Genomic DNA, 19082 nt, shown 5'->3' with positions numbered 1-19082 from the left:
CGGGCCCGCGCCACGGTCACGGGCGGCGGAGGGTGTGGTCCGCACACGTTGCCGACTACCACTCTGAGACCACCGGAACCGATGGTTTCCAGACGAAGCGGCGTAGGTGACGAGTGAACCATTTTCAGGAAAGACCAGCTCAGGGCTTTGTTTCGCGTTATACCACTGCGGCATGTCCACATGATGGACACCCCCTCGGGTGACATGCACACCACCCCCGAGCTGCCCGAACGACCATTCGGTCAGGTCACTCGCCCCGCTTGCGGCCGGAATGAACTGATCAGTGTGCACTCACTGTCGGCGTCGGCAACACTCCTCACCGCAACACCTCCGCAACTCATCCGCAATCGAAGGAGTTTCATTCATGCGTCGCATCCGGAACACGCTCGGCGCCGTCGGCGCGGTCACGGTCCTCGCCCTCACGGGCGCCGCCACCGCTACCCCGGCTCACGCGGAGCCGGCCGGGACGACCAGCCTCTACGCCCCGTCCGCGCTGGTCCTCAGCACGGGCACGGGTGAGGAAGAAGGCGCGGCGACCGTCACCCGAGCCGTGACGCTCAGCTGCGCGCCCAGGCCCGGCGGCACCCACCCGTCGCCCGAGGCCGCCTGCGCCGAACTGCGTGCCGCCGGCGGAGAGTTCTCCGGCCTGGTCGACACGTCACCGCAGCGGATCTGCACCCGCGAGTGGGACCCGGTCGTGATCACCGCGCAGGGCGTGTGGCAGGGCAAGCCCGTCTCCTGGTCGACGACGTTCGGCAACACGTGCCTGATGGAGGCCGGCCTGGCCGAGGGAGCACTGTTCGCCTTCTGACCGTACGGTCTCCCACGCATGGGGGAGCCCCGGCCGGTGTGGGGACACCGGCCGGGGCCGCGACGTGTGCGCGGCCACGCCGACGGCCTCACCGGGCCGCTTCCGGGCGTGGCCGCCGCTTTGTCCTCACCGGGGAAGAAGTTGCGAATGCGGCTGCGAAAGGGGTTACGCGCGGGGACCGAGGCCGCTAACTTCCTTGCAACGCACCGGACATGCACCTGTGTCCGGCGCATCTTCCGGCGCGACGGCGCGCGTCCGGCTCCCCCCGGCGGGACTCACTTCCCCTCCGCCGGGCTCCCCCACCCCCTCTGGGAGACTTCTGTGCGCACAAGACCGTTCAGACCCCGCCACCTCCCCGCGCTCCTGCTCTCCGCGTTGCTCACCGCCGGCTTCCTGGCGCCCGGGGGATCCGCCTCCGCCGCAGACCGGGCCCCGGACCGCAGGGCGGTGAAGGCCGCCGCCGCCGAGGAGTTCCAGCAGGTCACCCTCGCCAAGGGCGTCGCGGAGACCGGTGAGCCCATGACGATGGCGGTACTCCCCGACCGCTCCGTCCTGCACACCTCGCGCGACGGCACACTGCGGCTCACGGACGCGGCCGGCACGACCAAGGTCGCCGGCAGGCTCGACGTCTACAGCCACGACGAGGAGGGCCTGCAAGGCGTCGGCGTGGACCCGGGATTCGCCTCCAACCGCCTGATCTACCTCTACTACGCACCCAAGCTGAGCACGCCCGGCGGCGACGCCCCCGGTGACGGCGCCGCCGCGGACTTCGCCCCCTTCGACGGCGTGAACCGCCTCTCGCGCTTCTCCCTCGCCGCTGACGGAACCCTGAACCTCGCCAGCGAGAAGAAGATCCTGGACGTCCCGGCCTCGCGCGGGATCTGCTGCCACGTGGGCGGCGACATCGACTTCGACGCGCAGGGCAACCTCTACCTGACCACCGGCGACGACTCGAACCCCTTCGCCTCCGACGGCTACACGCCGATCGACGAACGCGCCTCCCGCAACCCGGCGTACGACGCCCAGCGCTCCGCGGGCAACACCAACGACCTGCGCGGCAAGGTGCTGCGCATCAAGGTGAACGCGGACGGCTCGTACTCGACCCCCGCGGGCAACCTCTTCGCGCCCGGCACGGCGAAGACGCGTCCCGAGATCTACGCCATGGGCTTTCGCAACCCGTTCCGGATGAGCGTCGACAAGCCCACCGGCACCGTCTACCTCGGTGACTACGGGCCCGACGCAGGTACAGCGAGCGCGGCCCGCGGGCCCGCCGGGCAGGTCGAGTTCAACCGCATCACCAAGGCGGGCAACTACGGCTGGCCCTACTGCACGGGAAAGAACGACGCGTACACCGACTACAACTTCGCCACCGCCACCTCCGGCGCGAAGTTCGACTGCGCCGCCCCGAAGAACACCTCGCCGCGCAACACCGGTCTGACCGACCTGCCGCCGGCCCAGCCCGCCTGGATCCCGTACGACGGCGGCTCGGTGCCGGAGTTCGGCAGCGGCTCCGAGTCCCCCATGGGCGGTCCGGTCTACCGGTACGACGCGTCCTCGGCGTCGGCCGTGAAGTTCCCGCAGAGTTACGACGGGAACTTCTTCGCCGGCGAGTTCGGCCGCAGGTGGATCAAGCGGATCGCACAGGGAGCCGACGGCACGGTCCAGTCCGTCAACGCCTTCCCCTGGAGCGGCACCCAGGTGATGGACATGGCGTTCGGCCCCGACGGCGCGCTCTACGTCCTGGACTACGGCACCGGTTACTTCAACGGCGACGCGAACTCCGCGCTGTACCGCATCGAGCACGTCACGGACGGCCGCTCCCCCGTCGCCCAGGCCAGGGCCGACCGCACCTCCGGCAAGGCGCCGCTGGCGGTGGCGTTCTCCTCCGCGGGCAGCACCGATCCGGACGGGGACCCGCTCACGTACGCGTGGAAGTTCGGCGACGGCTCCACCTCGACCGCCGCGAACCCGTCCCACACGTACACGGCCAACGGCCAGTACACGGCCGAGCTCACCGTCTCCGACGGCACGGGCCGCAGCGCCACCGCGTCGGTGCGGATCACCGTCGGCAACACCGCGCCGACCGTGAAGCTGGAGCTGCCGGTCGACGGGCGCATCATCGACCCGGGCGCGGCCGTCCCGTACAAGGTGACCGTGACCGACCCGGAGGACGCCTCCGTCGACTGCTCCAAGGTGAAGATCACCTTCATCGTCGGACACGACAGCCACGGCCATCCGCAGACCTCCGCGACCGGCTGTTCGGGCACCGTCCAGACCATCGCGGACGGCGAGCACGACCCGAACGCGAACATCTTCGGCGTCTGGGACGCGGAGTACACCGACAAGGGCGCGAACGGCCAGCCCGCCCTGACCACTCACGCCCAGCACATCAGCCAGCCCAGCCACCGGCAGGGTGAGCACTACGGCGACTCCTCGGGCGTCCAGGTCGTCAGCCACACGCCCGCCCACGGCGGCAGGACGGTCGGTTACATCGACAACGGCGACTGGATCTCCTTCAAGCCGTACGCCCTCGACGACGCCACCCGGTTCACCGCGAGGATCGCGTCGGCGGGCGCCGGCGGGACGATCGAGGTGCGGGCCGGCTCACCCACCGGCACCCTGCTGGGCACGGCGACCGTGCCGGTGACGGGCGGCTGGGAGACGTACCAGGAGGTCAGCACGGCATTGACCAACCGCCCGGCGGGCACCACGACGCTGTACCTGGCCTTCAAGGGCGGCGCCGGCTCGCTGTTCGACGTCGACGACTTCCGGTTCACCACCTCGGGCTCGGGCGAGCGCGCCGGGCCGGTCAAGGGGGTCAACGGCAAGTGCCTGGACGTCGCCGGCGGCGCGAGCGCCGACGGCACGCAGGTCCAGGTGTGGACCTGCAACGGCGCGGACCGGCAGAAGTGGTCCGTGCCGGGCGACGGAACACTGCGGGCGCTGGGCAAATGCCTGGACGTCAGCGGCGGCGGCACCGCCGACGGGACGAAGATCCAGCTGTGGACGTGCAACCGGACCGGCGCACAGCAGTGGCAGCCGCAGACCGACGGAACCGTCCGCAACCCGCAGTCCGGCAAGTGCCTCGACGCCGAGGGCGCCACCTGGAACGACGGCACCCGCGTGCACCTGTGGACCTGCCACACCGGCCCCAACCAGAAGTGGACCCTGCCGTAGCAGGAGAGGAGGCGAAACCGACATGCGTATCAACCTCACCCGGGCCGGCTGCCGGCTCGCGGCAGCGCTGCTGCTCTGCGTGGCCGCCGCACCCGCCGTGGCCGCCGACACCGGCCGGTCGCCGGCCGAACCGGCCGGGACCGCTGTCCGGGCCGCCGCGGCGGACCCGGCGTACAAGGTCCTGGCGTTCTCCAGGACGGCGGGCTTCCGCCACGATTCCATCGACGACGGGCTGGCCGCTCTGCGCGAACTGGGAGGCGCGAACAACTTCACGGTCGACGCCACGGAGAACTCCGCGGCCTTCACCACGTCCAACCTCGCGCAGTACAAGGCCGTCGTCTTCCTCTCCACGACCGGGGACGTCCTGAACGGCACCCAGCAGACGGCGTTCGAGCAGTACATCAAAGGCGGGGGCGGTTACGTCGGCATTCACGCGGCAGCCGACACGGAGTACGACTGGCCGTTCTACGCGGGCCTGGCCGGGGCCCTGTTCCACTCCCATCCGCACAACCAGAGCGCGACGGTCCGGGTGGAGAACCGAGCCCACGACGCGACCGCTCATCTCGGCGCCACCTGGCAGCGTTTCGACGAGTGGTACAACTACCGCACCAACCCCCGCACGACGGCCCGGGTCCTCGCCTCGCTCGACGAGTCCAGCTACTCCGGCGGCACCATGTCCGGCGACCACCCGATCTCCTGGTGCAAGGACTACGAGGGCGGCCGGGCCTTCTACACCGGCGGCGGTCACACCGGCGAGTCGTACACCGAGGCGGCTTTCCGCAGGCACCTGCTGGGCGGCGTCCGGTGGGCGGCCGGCATGACGGAGGCCGACTGCCGCCCGGAGACCGGGTACACACCGCTGTTCGACGGTACGGGCACGGCGGGCTGGAAGCAGGCCGGGCCCGGTTCGTTCGCCCTGGCCGACGGCACGCTCACCTCGCAGGGCGGTCTCGGAATGCTGTGGTACTCCGCCAAGGAGCTCACCGGCGACTACTCCGTGAAACTCGACTGGCGGGCGGAGGGCGACGACAACTCCGGTGTCCTGGTGGGCTTCCCGGCGTCCGACGACCCCTGGTCGGCGGTCGACAACGGGTACGAGATCCAGATCGACGCCACCGACAGCGCCGACCGGACCACGGGATCCGTGTACGGGTTCAAGTCCGCCGACGTCGCCGCCCGTGACGCCGCGCTCAACCCGCCCGGCGAGTGGAACACGTACGAGCTCCGGGTGACCGGTGAACGGCTCGAGGTCTTCCTCAACGGCCGCAGGATCAACGACTTCACCAACGCCGACCCCGCCCGCAGCCTGAAGCAGGGGCACATCGGCATCCAGAACCACGGCGACGGCGACCAGGTGTCGTTCCGCAACGTCCGGGTCAAGACCTCCGGCGGTACGCCGCCCGGCCCGCGCACCGGGCCGGTCAAGGGGGTCAACGGCAAGTGCCTCGACGTCGCCGGCGGCGCGAGCGCCGACGGCACGCAGGTCCAGGTGTGGACCTGCAACGGCGCGGACCGGCAGAAGTGGTCCGTGCCGGGCGACGGAACACTGCGGGCGCTGGGCAAATGCCTGGACGTCAGCGGCGGCGGCACCGTCGACGGGACGAAGATCCAGCTGTGGACGTGCAACCGGACCGGCGCACAGCAGTGGCAGCCGCAGACCGACGGAACCGTCCGCAACCCGCAGTCCGGCAAGTGCCTCGACGCCGAGGGCGCCACCTGGAACGACGGCACCCGCGTGCACCTGTGGACCTGCCACACCGGCCCCAACCAGAAGTGGACCCTGCCCTGAGCGGTCGTCGCGGCGACTGAGCCGGACGGTCTCAGGCGCCGCGGTCCATGACGGTGGCCCGGGCGATCAGCAGCGCGACGTCGTCGTGATCACCCGGGTGCCGCAGGGCGTGCAGCAGCCGATCGCAGGTCTCCTCCAAGGAGCCCGGCGGATCGCCGAGATGGGTGAGGAGGACGTCCAGCCGGTCGTCGATGGCCTGGTCGCGCGTCTCGACCAGGCCATCGGTGTAGAGGACCAGGAGGTCACCGGGGTTCAGGTCCAGCGCTGTGGTGTGGAAGGTGACCTCGCCGACGCCGAGCGGGGCGCCCGTGGGCAGGTCGAGCAGTTCGGGCGGGCGGCCGGGGCGTACCAGCACGGGCGCCAGGTGACCCGCGTTGGAGATGAGACACCGTGCCCGGTGCGGATCGTAGACGGCGTAGATGCACGTGGTGATCGTCTGCAACATGCGGTCGGTGATCCGGTCGAGGTGGTGCAGCACCTCGTCCGGTGCGAGGTCGAGCGCGGCGAGCGTACGGGTTGCGGTGCGCAGTTGGCCCATCGTCGCGGCGGCGCTGATGCCGCTGCCCATGACGTCGCCGACCACCAGAGCGCTCTTGTCGCCCGTCAGCGGGATGACGTCGAACCAGTCCCCGCCCACTTCGTCGGCGGCCTGCGCGGGCTGGTAGCGGCTGGCGATCTCCAGTCCGGGCTGGGCCGGCGGCCGCTCGGGAAGGAGGTTGCGCTGGAGGGTGAGGGCGGTGTTGCGTGCCTGCCGGTACCACCGCGCGTTGTCGATGCACACGGCGGCCCGCGCGGCGAGTTCCCCCGCGAGGACCTCGTCGTCGGCGCTGAAGGGCTCCGGGTTGCGGGTGCGCTTGAGGTCGAGGGCGCCGAGCACCTGACCGCGCGCGATCAGGGGCACGGCCAGGTAGGAGTGCAGTCCGGCGGTGGACAGCAGTGCGGCGGCCTCGGGGCTGCGGGCGATCCACGGCAGGTCGTCGGCGCTCACCCGGGGCACCCGCACCGGCCGGCCGGTGTTCACGCACCGGGTGACGAGCCGATCGGCCTCGTACCGCGCCACCTCGCCGGGCGGATCGGCCGCGCCCACGGCCTCGCTGGGGTACGCGCTGGCCACGGCGAGGGCACGGAACTCCGCGGGCCCCGTCTGCGCCGTCACGGCCGTGCGGCCGTTGAGCACGCTGTCGAGCACGTCCACAGCCGCCACGTCGGCGAGCTCCGGCACCGACACCTCCGCCAGCTCACGGGCGGTCTCGTCGAGGTCGAGCGTGGTGCCGATGCGGATCGAGGCGTCGGCCACGAGCGCGAGACGCTGGCGGGCCTGGGCGGCCTCGATGGTGGCGCGCCGCCGCTCGGTGACGTCCACGACGGAGGTGGCCACGCCGAGCACCTTCCCGTTGGAGCCCTCCAGCCGGTAGAAGGAGACCGACCAGGCCTTGTCCAGCCCGGGTTCGGCGGCGGTGCGCCCGGTGGACTCCCGGTCGACGATGGGGACCCCGGTGTCCAGGACCTCCCGCATCGCGGCTTCGATGGACGCGGTGTCCAGGAAGGGCAGTGCCTCGTGGACGTTGCGGCCGACGTGCTCGGCGGCGGACAGACCGTTGATGCGTTCCAGTGCCGGATTGACGGTGACGTACCGCAGATCGGTGTCCATGACCGCCAGGCCGATCGGGGACTGGGCGACCAGCCGGGTGGACAGGGCGAGGTCCTGCTCCAGCCGGTGCAGCGTGGCCTGGTCGGTGGCGAGGCCCAGGGCGTACAGGTCCTTCCGGTCGTCCTCCAGCCGCATGTTGCGGAATTCCACCAGCCGCGTGCTGCCGTCCCTGTGGCGCATCGGGAAGACGCCCGCCCAGTCGGCGCCGCCGGCCATGACCTGCGCGAACAGGCCGTTCACCAGCTCCAGGTGTTTCTCCTGCACCAGCAGCCGGCCCGCGTACCGGCCGAGCGCCTCGTCGGCCGGGTAACCGAACAGCTCCTCGGCCTGGGGGCTCCACAGCACGATGCGCCCCCGCGCGTCCAGCACCACGGCCGCCACGCTCAGCAGATCCAACAGCCCTCCCGGCGCGGACGGGGCGCCCACCGTCTCTTCGTAGTGGGCAGGCACGGGGTCGGTCGCGCGCATGCCGGGCTCCTTCCGCCCGCCGCCGTTGTCTCCCATCGTCTCCTACCCAGCATGCGCCGTCATCCCCTGCACCGCGCCGTCGGCCGGTACACGAAACCGAGAACCCCCTGCACAGCGTCATGATGGACAGGGGAGCCGGTGTCGCCGCGGCCCGCGCGCGGCACGGCGCCCCGTGGTCGGACCGGAAGGTGGCAGCCATGTCCGCAGCCCGTGCGAAGAGATCGGCCGCAGCCTCGCTCGCCACGCTGACGCTGCTGCTCGCGGCGGCGTGCGGGGCGGGCGGAGGTACGGGTGACGGCACGTCGCCGTCGGACGACCGCGACGCGGCCCGTGCCCGGGTGCTCGCGGTCAAGATCGACAACGTGGCGGCCGCCCGGCCGCCGACGGGCCTGGAGAAGGCGGACCTCGTCTACCTGGAGCAGGTGGAGGCGGGGCTCAGCCGCATACTCGCCGTCTACTCGTCCGCCGTGCCGACGGTCGTCGGGCCGGTGCGCAGCGCCCGCGAGAGCGACCTGGAGCTGCTGCGGCAGTTCGACCGGCCCAAGCTCGCCTACTCGGGCGCGCAGAGCAGACTCACGCCGCTCATCGAGGCCGCGCCGATCGACGCGCTGTCCCCCTCGCAGGCTCCGGGCGCGTACTTCCGCGGCGGGGACCGGCCGGCGCCGCACAACCTGTATCTGCGGCCGGCTGAACTCCCGTACCGCGCGTCCGGCACGCACGCGGGCGAGGACGTCGGGCTGGGTTCCGGCCCCGCGCCGGCCGGTGGCTCGCCCGCCGGCGAACGGACGGTTCGCTACCCGGCAGCGAGCTTCACCTTCACGTGGTCGGCGGAGCGCAAGCGGTGGCTGGTGGCGATGGACGGCGCTCCCGCCCGTACGGCCGACGGCGGCCGGCTCGCCGCGGCCTCCGTGGTCCTGCAGGAAGTGACCGTGCGCCCGTCGGACTTCGGTGACCGCTCGGGGAACAGGACGCCGTTCACCGAGACCGTGGGCTCCGGCTCCGCGACCGTGCTGCGCGACGGGAAGGCGTACGAGGCACGGTGGTCGAGGCAGGACGCCGGTTCCGGGACCGCGTTCACGGCCCCTGACGGCAGGCGCATGACGTTCGCCTCCGGGCAGACGTGGATCGCGTACGTCGCACGCTGAGCGGCACCGCCCACCACGACGGCGACGGACGCGTGGTCACGGCGCCACGATGCGCTCCACCGCGGCCGTGACGAGTGCGTCCCGCTCGGCCTGCGACAACACCCCGGGCAGCGTGAGCTGTTCGACGATGAGCCAGTTGAACGCGAGGTACAGCAGCCGGACGGCGGTCGCGTCGCCGGGCAGACCGGACGCCTCGTGGTAGGCCACGTTGGCGTCGAGGTCGGCGCGGACGCGCTCGGTCAGCACCGCGCTCAGGCCGGGGCGCCGGGTGGCTTCGAGACGCAGTTCGAGCAGCGCGAGATACCCGGTGCGGAAGGAACTGACCCGTCCGACCAGTTCGCGCATCAGCTCGACGTAGGTCTCCCGGTCCGGTGCGCTCGCGCGCTGCCGGGCGATCGTCTCCTCGTCGGGCTGGAGCCGTTCGTAGACGCGGGCGCCCGCCTGGGTGAGCAGGGCGTCGCGGTTCGCGAAGTAGTTGGAGGCCGTTCCGGCGGGCACACCCGCCTCGGTGTCCACCGCCCGGAAGGTCAGTCCGCGCGCGCCCTCCCTGGCGAGTACCTCGATCGCGGCGTCGACCAGGGCGGCCCGTCGCTCGTCGTTCCTGCGCACCATCTTCAGACCACTCCGTTTGCAGCACTACGGCTGAAGCACTGGTGCAGCGTACGGCACGCGTCGCGACGGACGGAGCGGGACGGTGCGCCGGACATTCGCCGGACAAGGGGGGACCCCGGTGCGTCCGGCACCGGGGCCTTAGGGGTTCAACACCATCTATCGGCGCTCAGCGCCGATTCTCTTGTGTCCGCACGTCCGCCGGGAAGGCCGGAGGTGCGAGGATTTCGGATGCCTGACCGGGGACCACCTTCCAATCCGGGGTCTGCGGTACCTGAGCCGACAGCTCCTGACTCAAGTGCTCCTGATGGCGTCTGCTCCTCCCTTGCTGATCAATTCCAACGTGCCTTGCTCTTCGGTGCGGCGATGTGCGCCGCAGGCGCCGGTCGTCTTTGCCGCGCTGTGCTGACTTCGTTGGTTACGTCAGAAACTCTAATCACCATGGACTCGTATGTCTACCTTCGCCACGACAGATATCCACCGGGCGTGGTAACCGTGCCGGACAGATCGAGTACGTATCCGAGGGTGCGGCCACGGATCTCGGCGGTCACGGGACGGGTGGCGGGGCAGTACGCGAGCGTCACCGCCGTGACCACCGCGGCGACGAGGGGGACGGCGAGGCGGCGCCGGGCGTGCGGCGACGAGGCGCACAGCACGCCCAGCGGTCCCCACAGGGCCAGCAGGGGGCAGGGCGATGACGGCCCAGGCGGTGGTGGCGGGGCCAGCGCCGCCACCGGAGCGCCAGATCACCGACTCGACGATCTGGTGCGCGCCCAGGAGCAGCGGGAGCGCGGCCAGCGGCAGGTCGCGGGCGCCGAACGGGGGCCGGCGCACGACGCAGGCCACCCCGATCGCGGCGACGCCGGCGCCCGCGACGAGATCGGCGGTGGCACTCCAGCACATGTGTCCCCCGGCGGCCCGGCGTCGCCGGCGCAACGGCGGCACCGGCGTAGCGCGATATGTCCCTGCCGTGCCCCACGCTCAGGCGCTCGGTCCCGGCGCGCCTGTGGTGGGACGGCCGGTGGCGCGATCACGCTACTGAGGTGCGCCCTGCATCGTGATCAGGTCGGTCAGCGCCCGCACGCCGCCCTCGGCCAGCGCCCGGCGCTGCAGATCCGCGGAGGTGCCCTGGCGCAGGAGCCGGTGGATCAGGGAGCCCACCTCCCGGTCGTCGCCGGATTCCTCCAGCGCGGGCGCGATGTGGTCCATCAGCTCACAGATCACGTCTCCCGCGCTGCGCAGCCTGCCGTCGGGCGCCACCAGCGAACCGCTGATGCCGTCCCGCGCCGCGTACCAGTTCGCGCCGTGCAACAGTTCCGGCGGGCATTCGGCCAGCGGGACGCCGGCCTTCTCGTCGCTGATGGCGGTCGCGACCAGCGCCCGCACGATCCCCGCGAACATCACCGCTTCGTCCGCCTTGAGCTGCACGTCCATGCACCGCACTTCGACGGTGGGGTACTTGTCGGACAGCCGGGCCTGCCAGTAGATCTGGCCCACGTCGCTGATGATCCCGGACGTCAGCAGCCCGCGGACGCGCCGCTCGTGGTCGGCCAGACCGTCGAAGTGCGGCGGCGGCCCGCTGACGGGCCAGCGGCCGAAGATCAGGGTGCGCCAGCTGGAGAAGCCGGTGTCGCGGCCGTCCCAGACCGGCGAGTTCGCCGACATGGCCACCAGGACGGGCAGCCACACCCTGATCCGGTTCAGGACGGCGACGCCCATCTCCGGGTCGGACACGGCCGCGTGCACGTGCATGCCGTTGACGAGCTGCTCCGCGACCAGCTGCGGCGCCTGCGACTGTATGGCCAGGTAGCGCGGGGACCGGGTCACCGGGACCGGCGCCACCTCCCGGAAGGGCGCGGCGGCACACGCGGCGAGCCGGCACCCGAACTCCTCCGCCGCCGCGCCGACCGCGTGGCGCAGGCGCAGCAGATGACCGCCCACCTCCTCGAGGTCGGTGCACACCGGAGTCGCGACCTCCACCTGCGCCTGGAGCAGTTCGGCCTGCACCTCGCGACGGTCCACGACCGGCTCCAAACCGGACGACCCGCGCACCTCGTCGGCGAGCGGCATAGGCAGCCCCGTCTCCGGGTCGAGAAGGAGGTACTCCTCCTCGACTCCCACAGTGATCACGCCGGCCCCGGCCGGCGCCCCGCGCGGTGGAGCGGCGCAGCGGTGAGGGGAACGCCGCGAACGATGACGGCCGCCGGGGGCGCTGCCCGTCGCACAGGGGCCCAGGTGATCGGCGTCGTACGGTACTGAGCACTCATGACCGCACTTCTTTCTCCTGAGGGCAGCCGCCCGGCCGCCCGATCGGTCCCGGTACTAGGCATTGTGTACCCTGCCGGTCCGCGCGACCAGGCGTTCTTTTCGGCCGCGGCCGAACCGCCCGGCGTGCGGTACCACCTGCGGCCGGACCGCTCGCGGGGGTTGCCGCACGGGCACCCCACGCTCGTCCCGGCCGCACCGGCGCGGCGCTCAGGTGTGGACGACGCTGTTGCGCCCGTCCTGGTCGTCGGCGTGACCGTCGTTGAACCAGTAGTCGCCGTGCGCGAGATAGCGGAAGCCGTAGCGCTGCTCCTTGGGGAGGCTCACGGTGACGGCACGGGTGCCGTCCGCGCGCTCGGTGAGGGGGTGTGCTCCCGGCTGCCAGTCGTTGAAGTCCCCGACCACGCTGACCTGCTCGCAGGCCTGGCCCGCCGGGATGACGAAGGTGATGTCCGTGTGCTTCTTGCGTCGGCTGCGCTCCAGCATCGCTGAACCTTTCCTCGGGGGGAGTGCCCCAGGATCACCGGCACGCGGCCCGGCCGGCACGTGTTGTTGCGCCGACGGCGCCGCCCGTCGCCCGTATGGCGCAGGCTGCTGGGTCAGGGGGCGGCCGCCCCCTGGCCCAGCAGCAGCGCGACAGCGAGCGCGGCGACCAGTACGGCCGCCACGAACGGCAGCCTCGGGCGCCGGCGGCCGAGCAGCGCGCCGCCGCCCGCCACGGCCAGGGCCAGGGCCGACGCGATCGCCCCCGCGGCGCCGACGGGGCCGGGCCGGGCGAACGCGAGCAGCGCGGTCGCCGTCACCAGGGGCACCGGCAGCAGCCGCCGCGTCCCGGCGGGGCCCAGCCGCTGGGGCCAGCCGCGTACACCGGTGGCCAGGTCGTCTCCGATGTCGGGAAGCACGTCGGCCAGATGCGCGCCGACCCCGAGCAGCGCCGAGGAGGCGACGATCCACCAGGGGGGCCAGGGACGCCCCTCGCCTCCGAGCGATACGAAGGCGGGCAGCGCCGCAAACCCCACGGCGTACGGAAGCCAGGACAGCACGGTGGCCTTGAGCCAGAGGTTGTACGCCCACCCCGCGGCGACGCCGACGAGGTGCACCGCACCGGCGAGGAGACCGTACGCGAGGGACAGCGGCACGCACAGGGCCAGGGCGGTGACGGCCGCGGCGCGTACGGCGGTGACGCCGACCGTCCCGGCGACGACGGGTTTCGCGCGCCGTCCGACGGACCGGTCGCGCGCGGCGTCCAGGGCGTCGTTGCCCCAGCCGACGGACAGCTGTCCCGTCAGCACCGCGGCGGCCACCAGCAGGCAGCCGGCCGCGTCCTGACCGATGGCGGCCGCCCACGCGGTCACCAGAGCGCCGACGGCGAGCGTCGGGCCGAGGTGGCACGCCGCCAGAAGCCCGGCCACGGCCCGCGAACGGCGCCGCGCGCCGGTACCGCCCGGTGCCCGGCGAGCGGCGGTCGGCGCCTCCGGCTCCGGGCCGGCCTCCACGTCCACGCGCTCATGCTAGGCGGAGCCGGACGAGCGACATGGCGTGTGGCGGCGGCGCGGCGGGGCTACTCATTGCAGGGTCCCCCGCTCCCGGCCTCGGACCGCAGATGACCCGGATCGCAGCTGTTCACGGTGTGCTCGCTCCCCACCGGCACGCCCAACGAGAGATCACGGACATGATCGCCCGGGTGAGCCTGCCCGAGGGGGCCGACCGCCGGGTGCTCGACCGGCTCCACGCGAGCGCGAGGGTGAGCACCCGCCACACCGCCCTCCCCCTCGGCGCGTACGCCGGCCTGCGCGACTTCGGGGCGGTCAACGACGCGTTCATCGAGGGGGCGGTGGCTCTGGGCGCCGAGGCCGTCGGCGCGGCGCTGGACGCGGCCGGGCTCTCTCCCCGCGACGTCGACCTGCTGATGTTCACCTCGGTGACCGGCATCGCCACGCCGTCGGTGGAGGCGCGTCTGGTGGGGCCGCTCGGCCTGCGCCCCGACGTCAAGCGCCTCCCCGTCTTCGGCCTCGGCTGCGTCGCGGGGGCGGCCGGCATCGCGCGGCTGCACGACTTCCTGCTGGGCCGTCCCGACGACGTGGCGGTCCTGCTGTCGGTGGAGCTGTGCACGCTCACGTTCCAGCGCGGCGACGCCTCCCCCGCGAACCTCGTCGCCGGCGCGCTCTTCGGTGACGGCGCGGCGGCGGTGGTCGCCTGCGGCAGCCGCCGGGAACCGGCCGCGCCGGGACCGACCGTCGTGGACACCCGCAGCCATCTGTATCCCGACAGCGAGCACGTCATGGGGTGGGACATCACCGGCTCCGGATTCCGCGTCGTACTGGACGCGAGCGTCCCCGACGTCGTCCGCAAGAACCTGGCCGCCGACGTCGACATGTTCCTGGCCCGCCACGGGCTGCGCCGCGAGGACATCACCGCCTGGGTGTGCCACCCCGGCGGTCCGAAGGTCCTGCAGGCGGTCGAGGAGACGCTCGAACTGCCCGAGGGCGCGCTCGACGTCACCTGGCGGTCCCTCGCGGCCGTCGGCAACCTGTCCTCGGCCTCGGTGCTCCACGTCCTGCGCGACACCCTGGCGGAACGCCGCCCGCCGGCCGGCACCGCCGGGCTGCTGCTCGCGATGGGGCCGGGCTTCTGCTCCGAACTCGTCCTGCTGCGCTGGTAAGGAGAGGAGACACATGTCCTGGTACGCCGTGCTCGTCCTGGCGGTCGGCGCGGAACGCGTCGCCGAACTCGTCGTGGCACGCCGCAACACCCGCTGGAGCCTGGCCCGGGGCGCCCTCGAAGCGGGACGCCGGCACTACCCGGCGATGGTCGTCCTGCACACCGGCCTGCTCGTCGGCTGCCTCGCCGAGGTCCACTTCGCCGGGCGGCCGTTCGACCCGGTGTCCGGCTGGACCATGACCGCCGTCGTCGTCGCCGCGCAGGCACTGCGCTGGTGGTGCATCCGCACGCTGGGACCCCGGTGGAACACCCGTGTACTGGTGGTGCCCGGCCTGCCCCTGGTGGCGGGCGGACCGTACCGGTGGACAAGCCACCCCAACTACGTGGCGGTGGTCGCCGAAGGACTCGCCCTGCCGCTCGTCCACGGCGCGTGGCTGACCGCCGCGCTCTTCACCGGCCTCAATGCCGTGCTGCTCACCGTGCGGATCCGCTGCGAGAACGAAGCGCTCGGGCTCACGCCCGCACGCCCCGCCGGCAGCGGGGCCGGTGCCGGACTGTGATCGACCTGCTGGTGGCGGGCGGCGGACCGGCGGGGCTGGCCACCGCGATCCACGCGGCGACGGCCGGCCTGCGGGCCGTCGTGGTGGAGCCGCGCGCCGCGCCCGTGGACAAGGCGTGCGGCGAGGGGATCATGCCCGGCGGCGTGCTGGCCCTGGAGGCTCTGGGCGTACGGGTCGCCGGCCGGGAGCTGCGCGGCATCCGTTACGTCGACGGACGCCACCGCGCGCAGGCGTCCTTCGCCGGCGGCACGGGCCTCGGGGTACGGCGTACGGAACTGCACGCGGCGCTGGCCCGGCGGGCCGCCGAACTGGGCGTCGAGACCGTCTCCGGCAGGATCACGGACGTCCGCCAGAGCGGGGACGCGGTGAGCGCGGGAGGTCTGCGGGCGCGCTGGCTGGCCGCCGCGGACGGTCTGCACTCACCGCTGCGCCACTCGCTCGGCCTGGACCTGCCGAGCCGCCGGCCCCGGCGCTTCGGCCTGCGACGGCACTACCGGACGCAGCCGTGGACGGACTTCGTCGAGGTGCACTGGTCCGGCTGCGGCGAGGCGTACGTGACACCGGTCGGCGACGGCCTCGTCGGGGTGGCCGTGCTGAGCACCGCGAAGCGCGGCTTCGACGCGCACCTGGCGCACTTCCCCCACCTGCGCCGGCTGCTGGCCGGGCGGCCCGCGGACGGTTCCGTACGGGGCGCGGGGCCGCTGCGGCAGGGGGCCCGCCGCCGCGTCGCGGGCCGGGTCCTGCTGGTGGGTGACGCGGCGGGCTACACCGACGCGCTCACCGGCGAGGGTGTCGCGCTCGCGCTGGCGTCGGCCGGAGCGGCGGTGCGCTGCCTGACGGAGGGACGGCCGCAGGCGTACGAGCGGTGCTGGCGGCGGCTGTCCCTGCGGCACCGCCTGCTGACGGAGGGGCTCGTACGGATGAGCGGTCATGCGCCGGTCGCCCGTCTGGTCGTACCGGCGGCGGCGAGGATGCCGTCGCTCTTCACGGCAGCCGTCCGCGCACTCCAGTGACGCCGGCGCCGACGCCTGGCCCTTCCCGGATGCGGATCCGGTCCCGCGGGGGTGCCATGGAGGCAGAAGGAGGTGGCTGCGGCCATGGCGCGTCCGGTGTGGAGTGGGGCCCTGACCTTCGGACTGGTGTCCCTGCCCGTGCAGATGTTCACGGCGACGGACAGCCACACGGTGCACTTCCACCAGCTCCAGCGCGGCACGTCGGACCGGGTGCGCAACAAGCGGGTGAACGAGCGCACGGGCGACGAGGTTCCGCTCGACGAGATCGTCAAGGGCTACGACGCCGGGGACGCGTACGTGCTCGTCGAGCCGGGCGAGCTGGAGGACATCGCGCCGGGACGCTCCCAGGCGGTGGAGATCACCGGGTTCGTGGATCTCGAACAGGTCGAGCCGATCTTCTTCGACAAGACGTACTACCTGGGGCCTAAGGGCAAGGAGTACGCCAAGATCTACGCCCTGCTGGAGAAGGCGCTGGCCGAGGCGGGCAAGGCGGGGATCGCCACGTTCGTCATGCGCAACCGCCAGTACCTGGTCGCCGTCAAGGCCGAGGGCGGTCTCCTGACGCTGCACACCCTGCACTGGGCCGACGAGATCCGCGACCCGCGCAAGGAGATCGGCGCGCTGCCCGAGGACGCCGAGGTCACCGGTCGCGAGCTGAGGATGGCCGAGCAGCTCATCGAGACGCTCTCCATGGACTGGAAGCCCGAGGAGTTCCACGACACCTTCCAGGAGCAGGTCACGGCGCTGATCGAGGCCAAGCGCAGCGGCGAGACGGTCGAGAAGGCGGAGCCGCCTGCCAAGAGCACGAACGTCGTCGACCTCATGGAGGCGCTGCGGGCCAGCGTCGACCAGGCGAAGAGCTCCAAGGCGGGCGGCGAGCAGAAGGCCACCGCCTCCGGCGCACCCGTCGCCCGGATCAAGGACGCCGCCGACAAGCGCCGGACCGGTCGCACCGGGAAGCGAACGGCGAAACCGGAGGGGCAGCGGGCGCAGAAGGGCACGGCGGGGGCCGGGCGGGCGAAGGACGCGTCGCTCGACTCGCTCACCAAGGCCGAGCTCTACCGGCGCGCCACGGAAGCCGGCGTCCCGGGCCGCTCCGCCATGACCCGCGACGAGCTGATCAAGGCCCTCGGCGGCAAGCGCGGCCGGCGCAAGGCACACGCCTCCTAGACGGGCCGAACCGCGCGGCCCGCGCCTGCCGCGCGGGAGCCGACGAGATCGCCGGGCATTAACCCCGCGGTGCAGGGCAGAGGGAAAGAAGCCGCATCGCGGACTGCCCCGTCCAGTCGTGACGTCAGCCGTGGCGCGGCGCTTTCGGACATATATCTACAGCTTGCGCCCGTGCCGTCGTGGCCGGCCGCGCCGCGGAGAGGCAGTCGTCGTGCGTAGTGTCGGAGTGGAAGAGGAGCTTCTCCTCGTGGATGCGCGGACCGGTGAGCCGCAGGCCTTGTCCACGGCGGTGCTGGCGTCCGTCTCGCGGGAGGGCGGTGGCGAGGCCGAGGTCTTCGAGGAAGAGCTGCACCGGCAGATGCTGGAGTTCGGCACCCGGCCGCAGACGGGCATGGGCGATCTGGCGGAGGAGATCCTCCGCTGGAGGGCGGAGGCCGCGCGTCACGCGGAGGGCCTCGGCGCGGCCGTGGTGGCCCTGGCGACCTCTCCCCTTCCGGTCAGCCCGTCCATCGGAAGCGGTGAGCGCTACCAGTGGCTGGAGGAGGAGTTCGGGCTGACCACGCAGGAGCAGCTGACGTGCGGCTGCCACGTCCATGTGTCGGTGGAATCCGACGAAGAGGGCGTCGCCGTCCTGGACCGGATCCGCCCCTGGTTGTCCGTACTGCTGGCGATGAGCGGCAATTCCCCCTTCTGGCAGGGCAAGGACAGCCGGTACAGCAGCTACCGCAGCCGGGTGTGGGGCCGGTGGCCCTCGTCGGGACCCGTGGAGATCTTCGGCAGCGCCGACCGGTACCACGACCAGGTCGCCGCCATGGTGGGCACCGGGGCGCTGCGGGACCAGGGGATGATCTACTTCGACGCCCGGCTCTCCCACCACTACCCCACCGTCGAGATACGGGTCTCCGACGTCTGCCTGGACCCCTCCACCACGGTGCTCATCGCCACCCTGGTGCGCGGTCTGGTCGAGACGGCGGCCCGCCAGTGGCGGGCCGGCGAGCCGCCCGCGCGGCACGGTGTCGGGCTGCTGCGGCTGGCCGCGTGGCGAGCCGGCCGGTCTGGTCTGGAGGGGGAGCTGATCCACCCGGTCACGATGCGTCCCGCACCGGCCGAAACGGTGGTGCGGGCCCTGTTCGACCATGTCCGGGACGCCCTGGAGGACAGCGGTGACACCGTGCCCGCCCAGGAGGGCCTGGCGGCCCTGCTCAAGGGCGGAAACGGGGCGCGCGTCCAGCGGGAGCTGCTGAGCCGGTCCGGCGGTCTGCGCGACGTGGTGACCGAGTGCGTGAGCAGGACGCGCGGGTAGTCCGCCGGTCCAAGGAACGCGCGAAGGACCCGCGGGCGGCCCGCGGGTCCACGGAGCGCGCAGCCCGGTCGGTCACGGGTGGTCGGCGCGCTGGTCCGGCGGGGTTCCGCCGCCCTCTCCCCCGCCCTTGTTCCCCTTGTCCGTACCATGGGCCTGCTTGCTCCCCCGCGTCCCCGGCTGGCCGGACTGGGCGGCCTTCAGCTCGGCGCTGTCCTGCGGGGTCGCACCGCCCTTGTCGCTGCGCCGCTGCTCGGGCTGTTGCGGATTCGACATGTCGATCCCTGCCTCCTGATCGGGACGTACGTGCGTGCCTACGCACAGCGGGTTCCCACGCGTATCAGGAGCAACACATCCGAACCGGGCGAATGTGGGAGCGGGGGGGGGAGGGGGGGGGGGGGGGGGGGGGGGGGGGGGAGGAGAGAGAGGGAAAGGGGGGAGGAGAAAAGAGAGCCTGAGGTTG

At 72.6% G+C, this 19082-nt stretch carries 16 protein-coding genes and 1 pseudogene; 9 read left to right on the top strand and 8 right to left on the bottom strand.

From position 1 onward, the window contains the following. Positions 1–364: 364 nt before the first annotated feature. The 3 genes from AC07FK_RS11720 to AC07FK_RS11710 all read left to right on the top strand — a co-directional run bounded on the left by AC07FK_RS11720 (position 365) and on the right by AC07FK_RS11710 (position 5777). Complete coding sequence (locus tag AC07FK_RS11720; protein WP_479104695.1) at positions 365–811, top strand: subtilase-type protease inhibitor; 447 nt, start codon at positions 365–367, stop codon at positions 809–811. Between the two features lie 321 nt (positions 812–1132). Further along, entirely contained in the window at positions 1133–3988 is a 2856-nt protein-coding gene (locus AC07FK_RS11715) for a PQQ-dependent sugar dehydrogenase (protein ID WP_479104694.1), read from the top strand. Positions 3989–4010: 22 nt separating this feature from the next. After that, positions 4011–5777, top strand: coding sequence for a ThuA domain-containing protein (locus AC07FK_RS11710; RefSeq protein ID WP_479104693.1), 1767 nt, complete (start codon positions 4011–4013; stop codon positions 5775–5777). Positions 5778–5808: 31 nt separating this feature from the next. Here the strand turns inward: AC07FK_RS11710 and AC07FK_RS11705 are convergent, their stop codons facing one another. Continuing rightward, positions 5809–7896, bottom strand: a complete 2088-nt coding sequence (locus AC07FK_RS11705; protein WP_479104692.1) for a SpoIIE family protein phosphatase — start codon at positions 7894–7896, stop codon at positions 5809–5811. A gap of 197 nt (positions 7897–8093) precedes the next feature. On the opposite strand from AC07FK_RS11705, the gene AC07FK_RS11700 reads away from it, so the two are divergent. After that, positions 8094–9041 carry a DUF3048 domain-containing protein gene (locus AC07FK_RS11700; RefSeq protein ID WP_479104691.1) on the top strand — a complete coding sequence of 316 codons (948 nt, stop codon included), beginning with the start codon at positions 8094–8096 and terminating at the stop codon, positions 9039–9041. Between the two features lie 36 nt (positions 9042–9077). On the opposite strand, the gene AC07FK_RS11695 is transcribed toward AC07FK_RS11700, so the two are convergent. From AC07FK_RS11695 to AC07FK_RS11670, 6 genes and pseudogenes are all read right to left on the bottom strand, one after another. Further along, a complete protein-coding gene (locus AC07FK_RS11695; RefSeq protein ID WP_479104690.1) occupies positions 9078–9653 on the bottom strand; it encodes a TetR/AcrR family transcriptional regulator in 576 nt (191 codons plus the stop codon). Between the two features lie 452 nt (positions 9654–10105). Beyond that, the gene (locus AC07FK_RS11690; RefSeq protein WP_479104689.1) at positions 10106–10306 is read right to left on the bottom strand and encodes a DUF6629 family protein; all 201 of its coding nucleotides are present in this window, start codon (positions 10304–10306) and stop codon (positions 10106–10108) included. A 91-nt stretch (positions 10307–10397) separates the two neighbouring features. Continuing rightward, a pseudogene (locus tag AC07FK_RS11685) lies at positions 10398–10553 on the bottom strand (DUF6629 family protein); the annotation flags it as partial. Between the two features lie 132 nt (positions 10554–10685). Continuing rightward, positions 10686–11780 (bottom strand): carboxylate-amine ligase, encoded by a 1095-nt coding sequence (locus AC07FK_RS11680; protein WP_479104688.1) that lies wholly within the window; start codon positions 11778–11780, stop codon positions 10686–10688. Between the two features lie 345 nt (positions 11781–12125). Continuing rightward, on the bottom strand, positions 12126–12401 hold the full coding sequence (locus AC07FK_RS11675) for an isoamylase early set domain-containing protein (protein WP_479104687.1): 276 nt from the start codon (positions 12399–12401) through the stop codon (positions 12126–12128). A gap of 113 nt (positions 12402–12514) precedes the next feature. Beyond that, on the bottom strand, positions 12515–13411 hold the full coding sequence (locus tag AC07FK_RS11670) for a UbiA family prenyltransferase (RefSeq protein ID WP_479104964.1): 897 nt from the start codon (positions 13409–13411) through the stop codon (positions 12515–12517). Positions 13412–13518: 107 nt separating this feature from the next. On the opposite strand from AC07FK_RS11670, the gene AC07FK_RS11665 reads away from it, so the two are divergent. From AC07FK_RS11665 to AC07FK_RS11645, 5 genes are all read left to right on the top strand, one after another. Further along, entirely contained in the window at positions 13519–14577 is a 1059-nt protein-coding gene (locus AC07FK_RS11665) for a type III polyketide synthase (RefSeq protein ID WP_479104686.1), read from the top strand. A 13-nt stretch (positions 14578–14590) separates the two neighbouring features. Next, complete coding sequence (locus tag AC07FK_RS11660) at positions 14591–15136, top strand: isoprenylcysteine carboxyl methyltransferase family protein (protein ID WP_479104685.1); 546 nt, start codon at positions 14591–14593, stop codon at positions 15134–15136. After that, the gene (locus tag AC07FK_RS11655; protein ID WP_479104684.1) at positions 15133–16149 is read left to right on the top strand and encodes an NAD(P)/FAD-dependent oxidoreductase; all 1017 of its coding nucleotides are present in this window, start codon (positions 15133–15135) and stop codon (positions 16147–16149) included. Before AC07FK_RS11660 ends, AC07FK_RS11655 begins: the two co-directional genes overlap by 4 nt. An 84-nt stretch (positions 16150–16233) precedes the next feature. Beyond that, a complete protein-coding gene (gene ku / locus AC07FK_RS11650) occupies positions 16234–17319 on the top strand; it encodes a non-homologous end joining protein Ku (protein WP_479104683.1) in 1086 nt (361 codons plus the stop codon). Between the two features lie 211 nt (positions 17320–17530). Next, on the top strand, positions 17531–18622 hold the full coding sequence (locus AC07FK_RS11645; protein ID WP_479104682.1) for a glutamate--cysteine ligase 2: 1092 nt from the start codon (positions 17531–17533) through the stop codon (positions 18620–18622). A 72-nt stretch (positions 18623–18694) separates the two neighbouring features. Here AC07FK_RS11645 and AC07FK_RS11640 read toward each other — a convergent pair whose 3' ends face one another. Continuing rightward, positions 18695–18895: a hypothetical protein gene (locus tag AC07FK_RS11640; protein WP_479104681.1), complete on the bottom strand. Its 201-nt coding sequence runs from the start codon at positions 18893–18895 to the stop codon at positions 18695–18697. Positions 18896–19082 lie beyond the last annotated feature (187 nt).

It is taken from the genome of Streptomyces sp. NPDC046122 (genome assembly GCF_056429965.1).
This window is presented reverse-complemented; position numbering and strand designations above follow the sequence as displayed.

Excerpts from the sequence above, each read along its gene's own strand:
- AC07FK_RS11720 (WP_479104695.1), top strand. The coding sequence starts at position 365 with ATGCGTCGCATCCGGAACACGCTCGGCGCCGTCGGCGCGGTCACGGTC.
- AC07FK_RS11710 (WP_479104693.1), top strand. The coding sequence starts at position 4,011 with ATGCGTATCAACCTCACCCGGGCCGGCTGCCGGCTCGCGGCAGCGCTG.
- AC07FK_RS11705 (WP_479104692.1), bottom strand. The coding sequence starts at position 7,896 with ATGCGCGCGACCGACCCCGTGCCTGCCCACTACGAAGAGACGGTGGGC.
- AC07FK_RS11700 (WP_479104691.1), top strand. The coding sequence starts at position 8,094 with ATGTCCGCAGCCCGTGCGAAGAGATCGGCCGCAGCCTCGCTCGCCACG.
- AC07FK_RS11695 (WP_479104690.1), bottom strand. The coding sequence starts at position 9,653 with ATGGTGCGCAGGAACGACGAGCGACGGGCCGCCCTGGTCGACGCCGCG.
- AC07FK_RS11675 (WP_479104687.1), bottom strand. The coding sequence starts at position 12,401 with ATGCTGGAGCGCAGCCGACGCAAGAAGCACACGGACATCACCTTCGTC.
- AC07FK_RS11665 (WP_479104686.1), top strand. The coding sequence starts at position 13,519 with ATGACCCGGATCGCAGCTGTTCACGGTGTGCTCGCTCCCCACCGGCAC.
- AC07FK_RS11660 (WP_479104685.1), top strand. The coding sequence starts at position 14,591 with ATGTCCTGGTACGCCGTGCTCGTCCTGGCGGTCGGCGCGGAACGCGTC.
- ku (WP_479104683.1), top strand. The coding sequence starts at position 16,234 with ATGGCGCGTCCGGTGTGGAGTGGGGCCCTGACCTTCGGACTGGTGTCC.
- AC07FK_RS11640 (WP_479104681.1), bottom strand. The coding sequence starts at position 18,895 with ATGTCGAATCCGCAACAGCCCGAGCAGCGGCGCAGCGACAAGGGCGGT.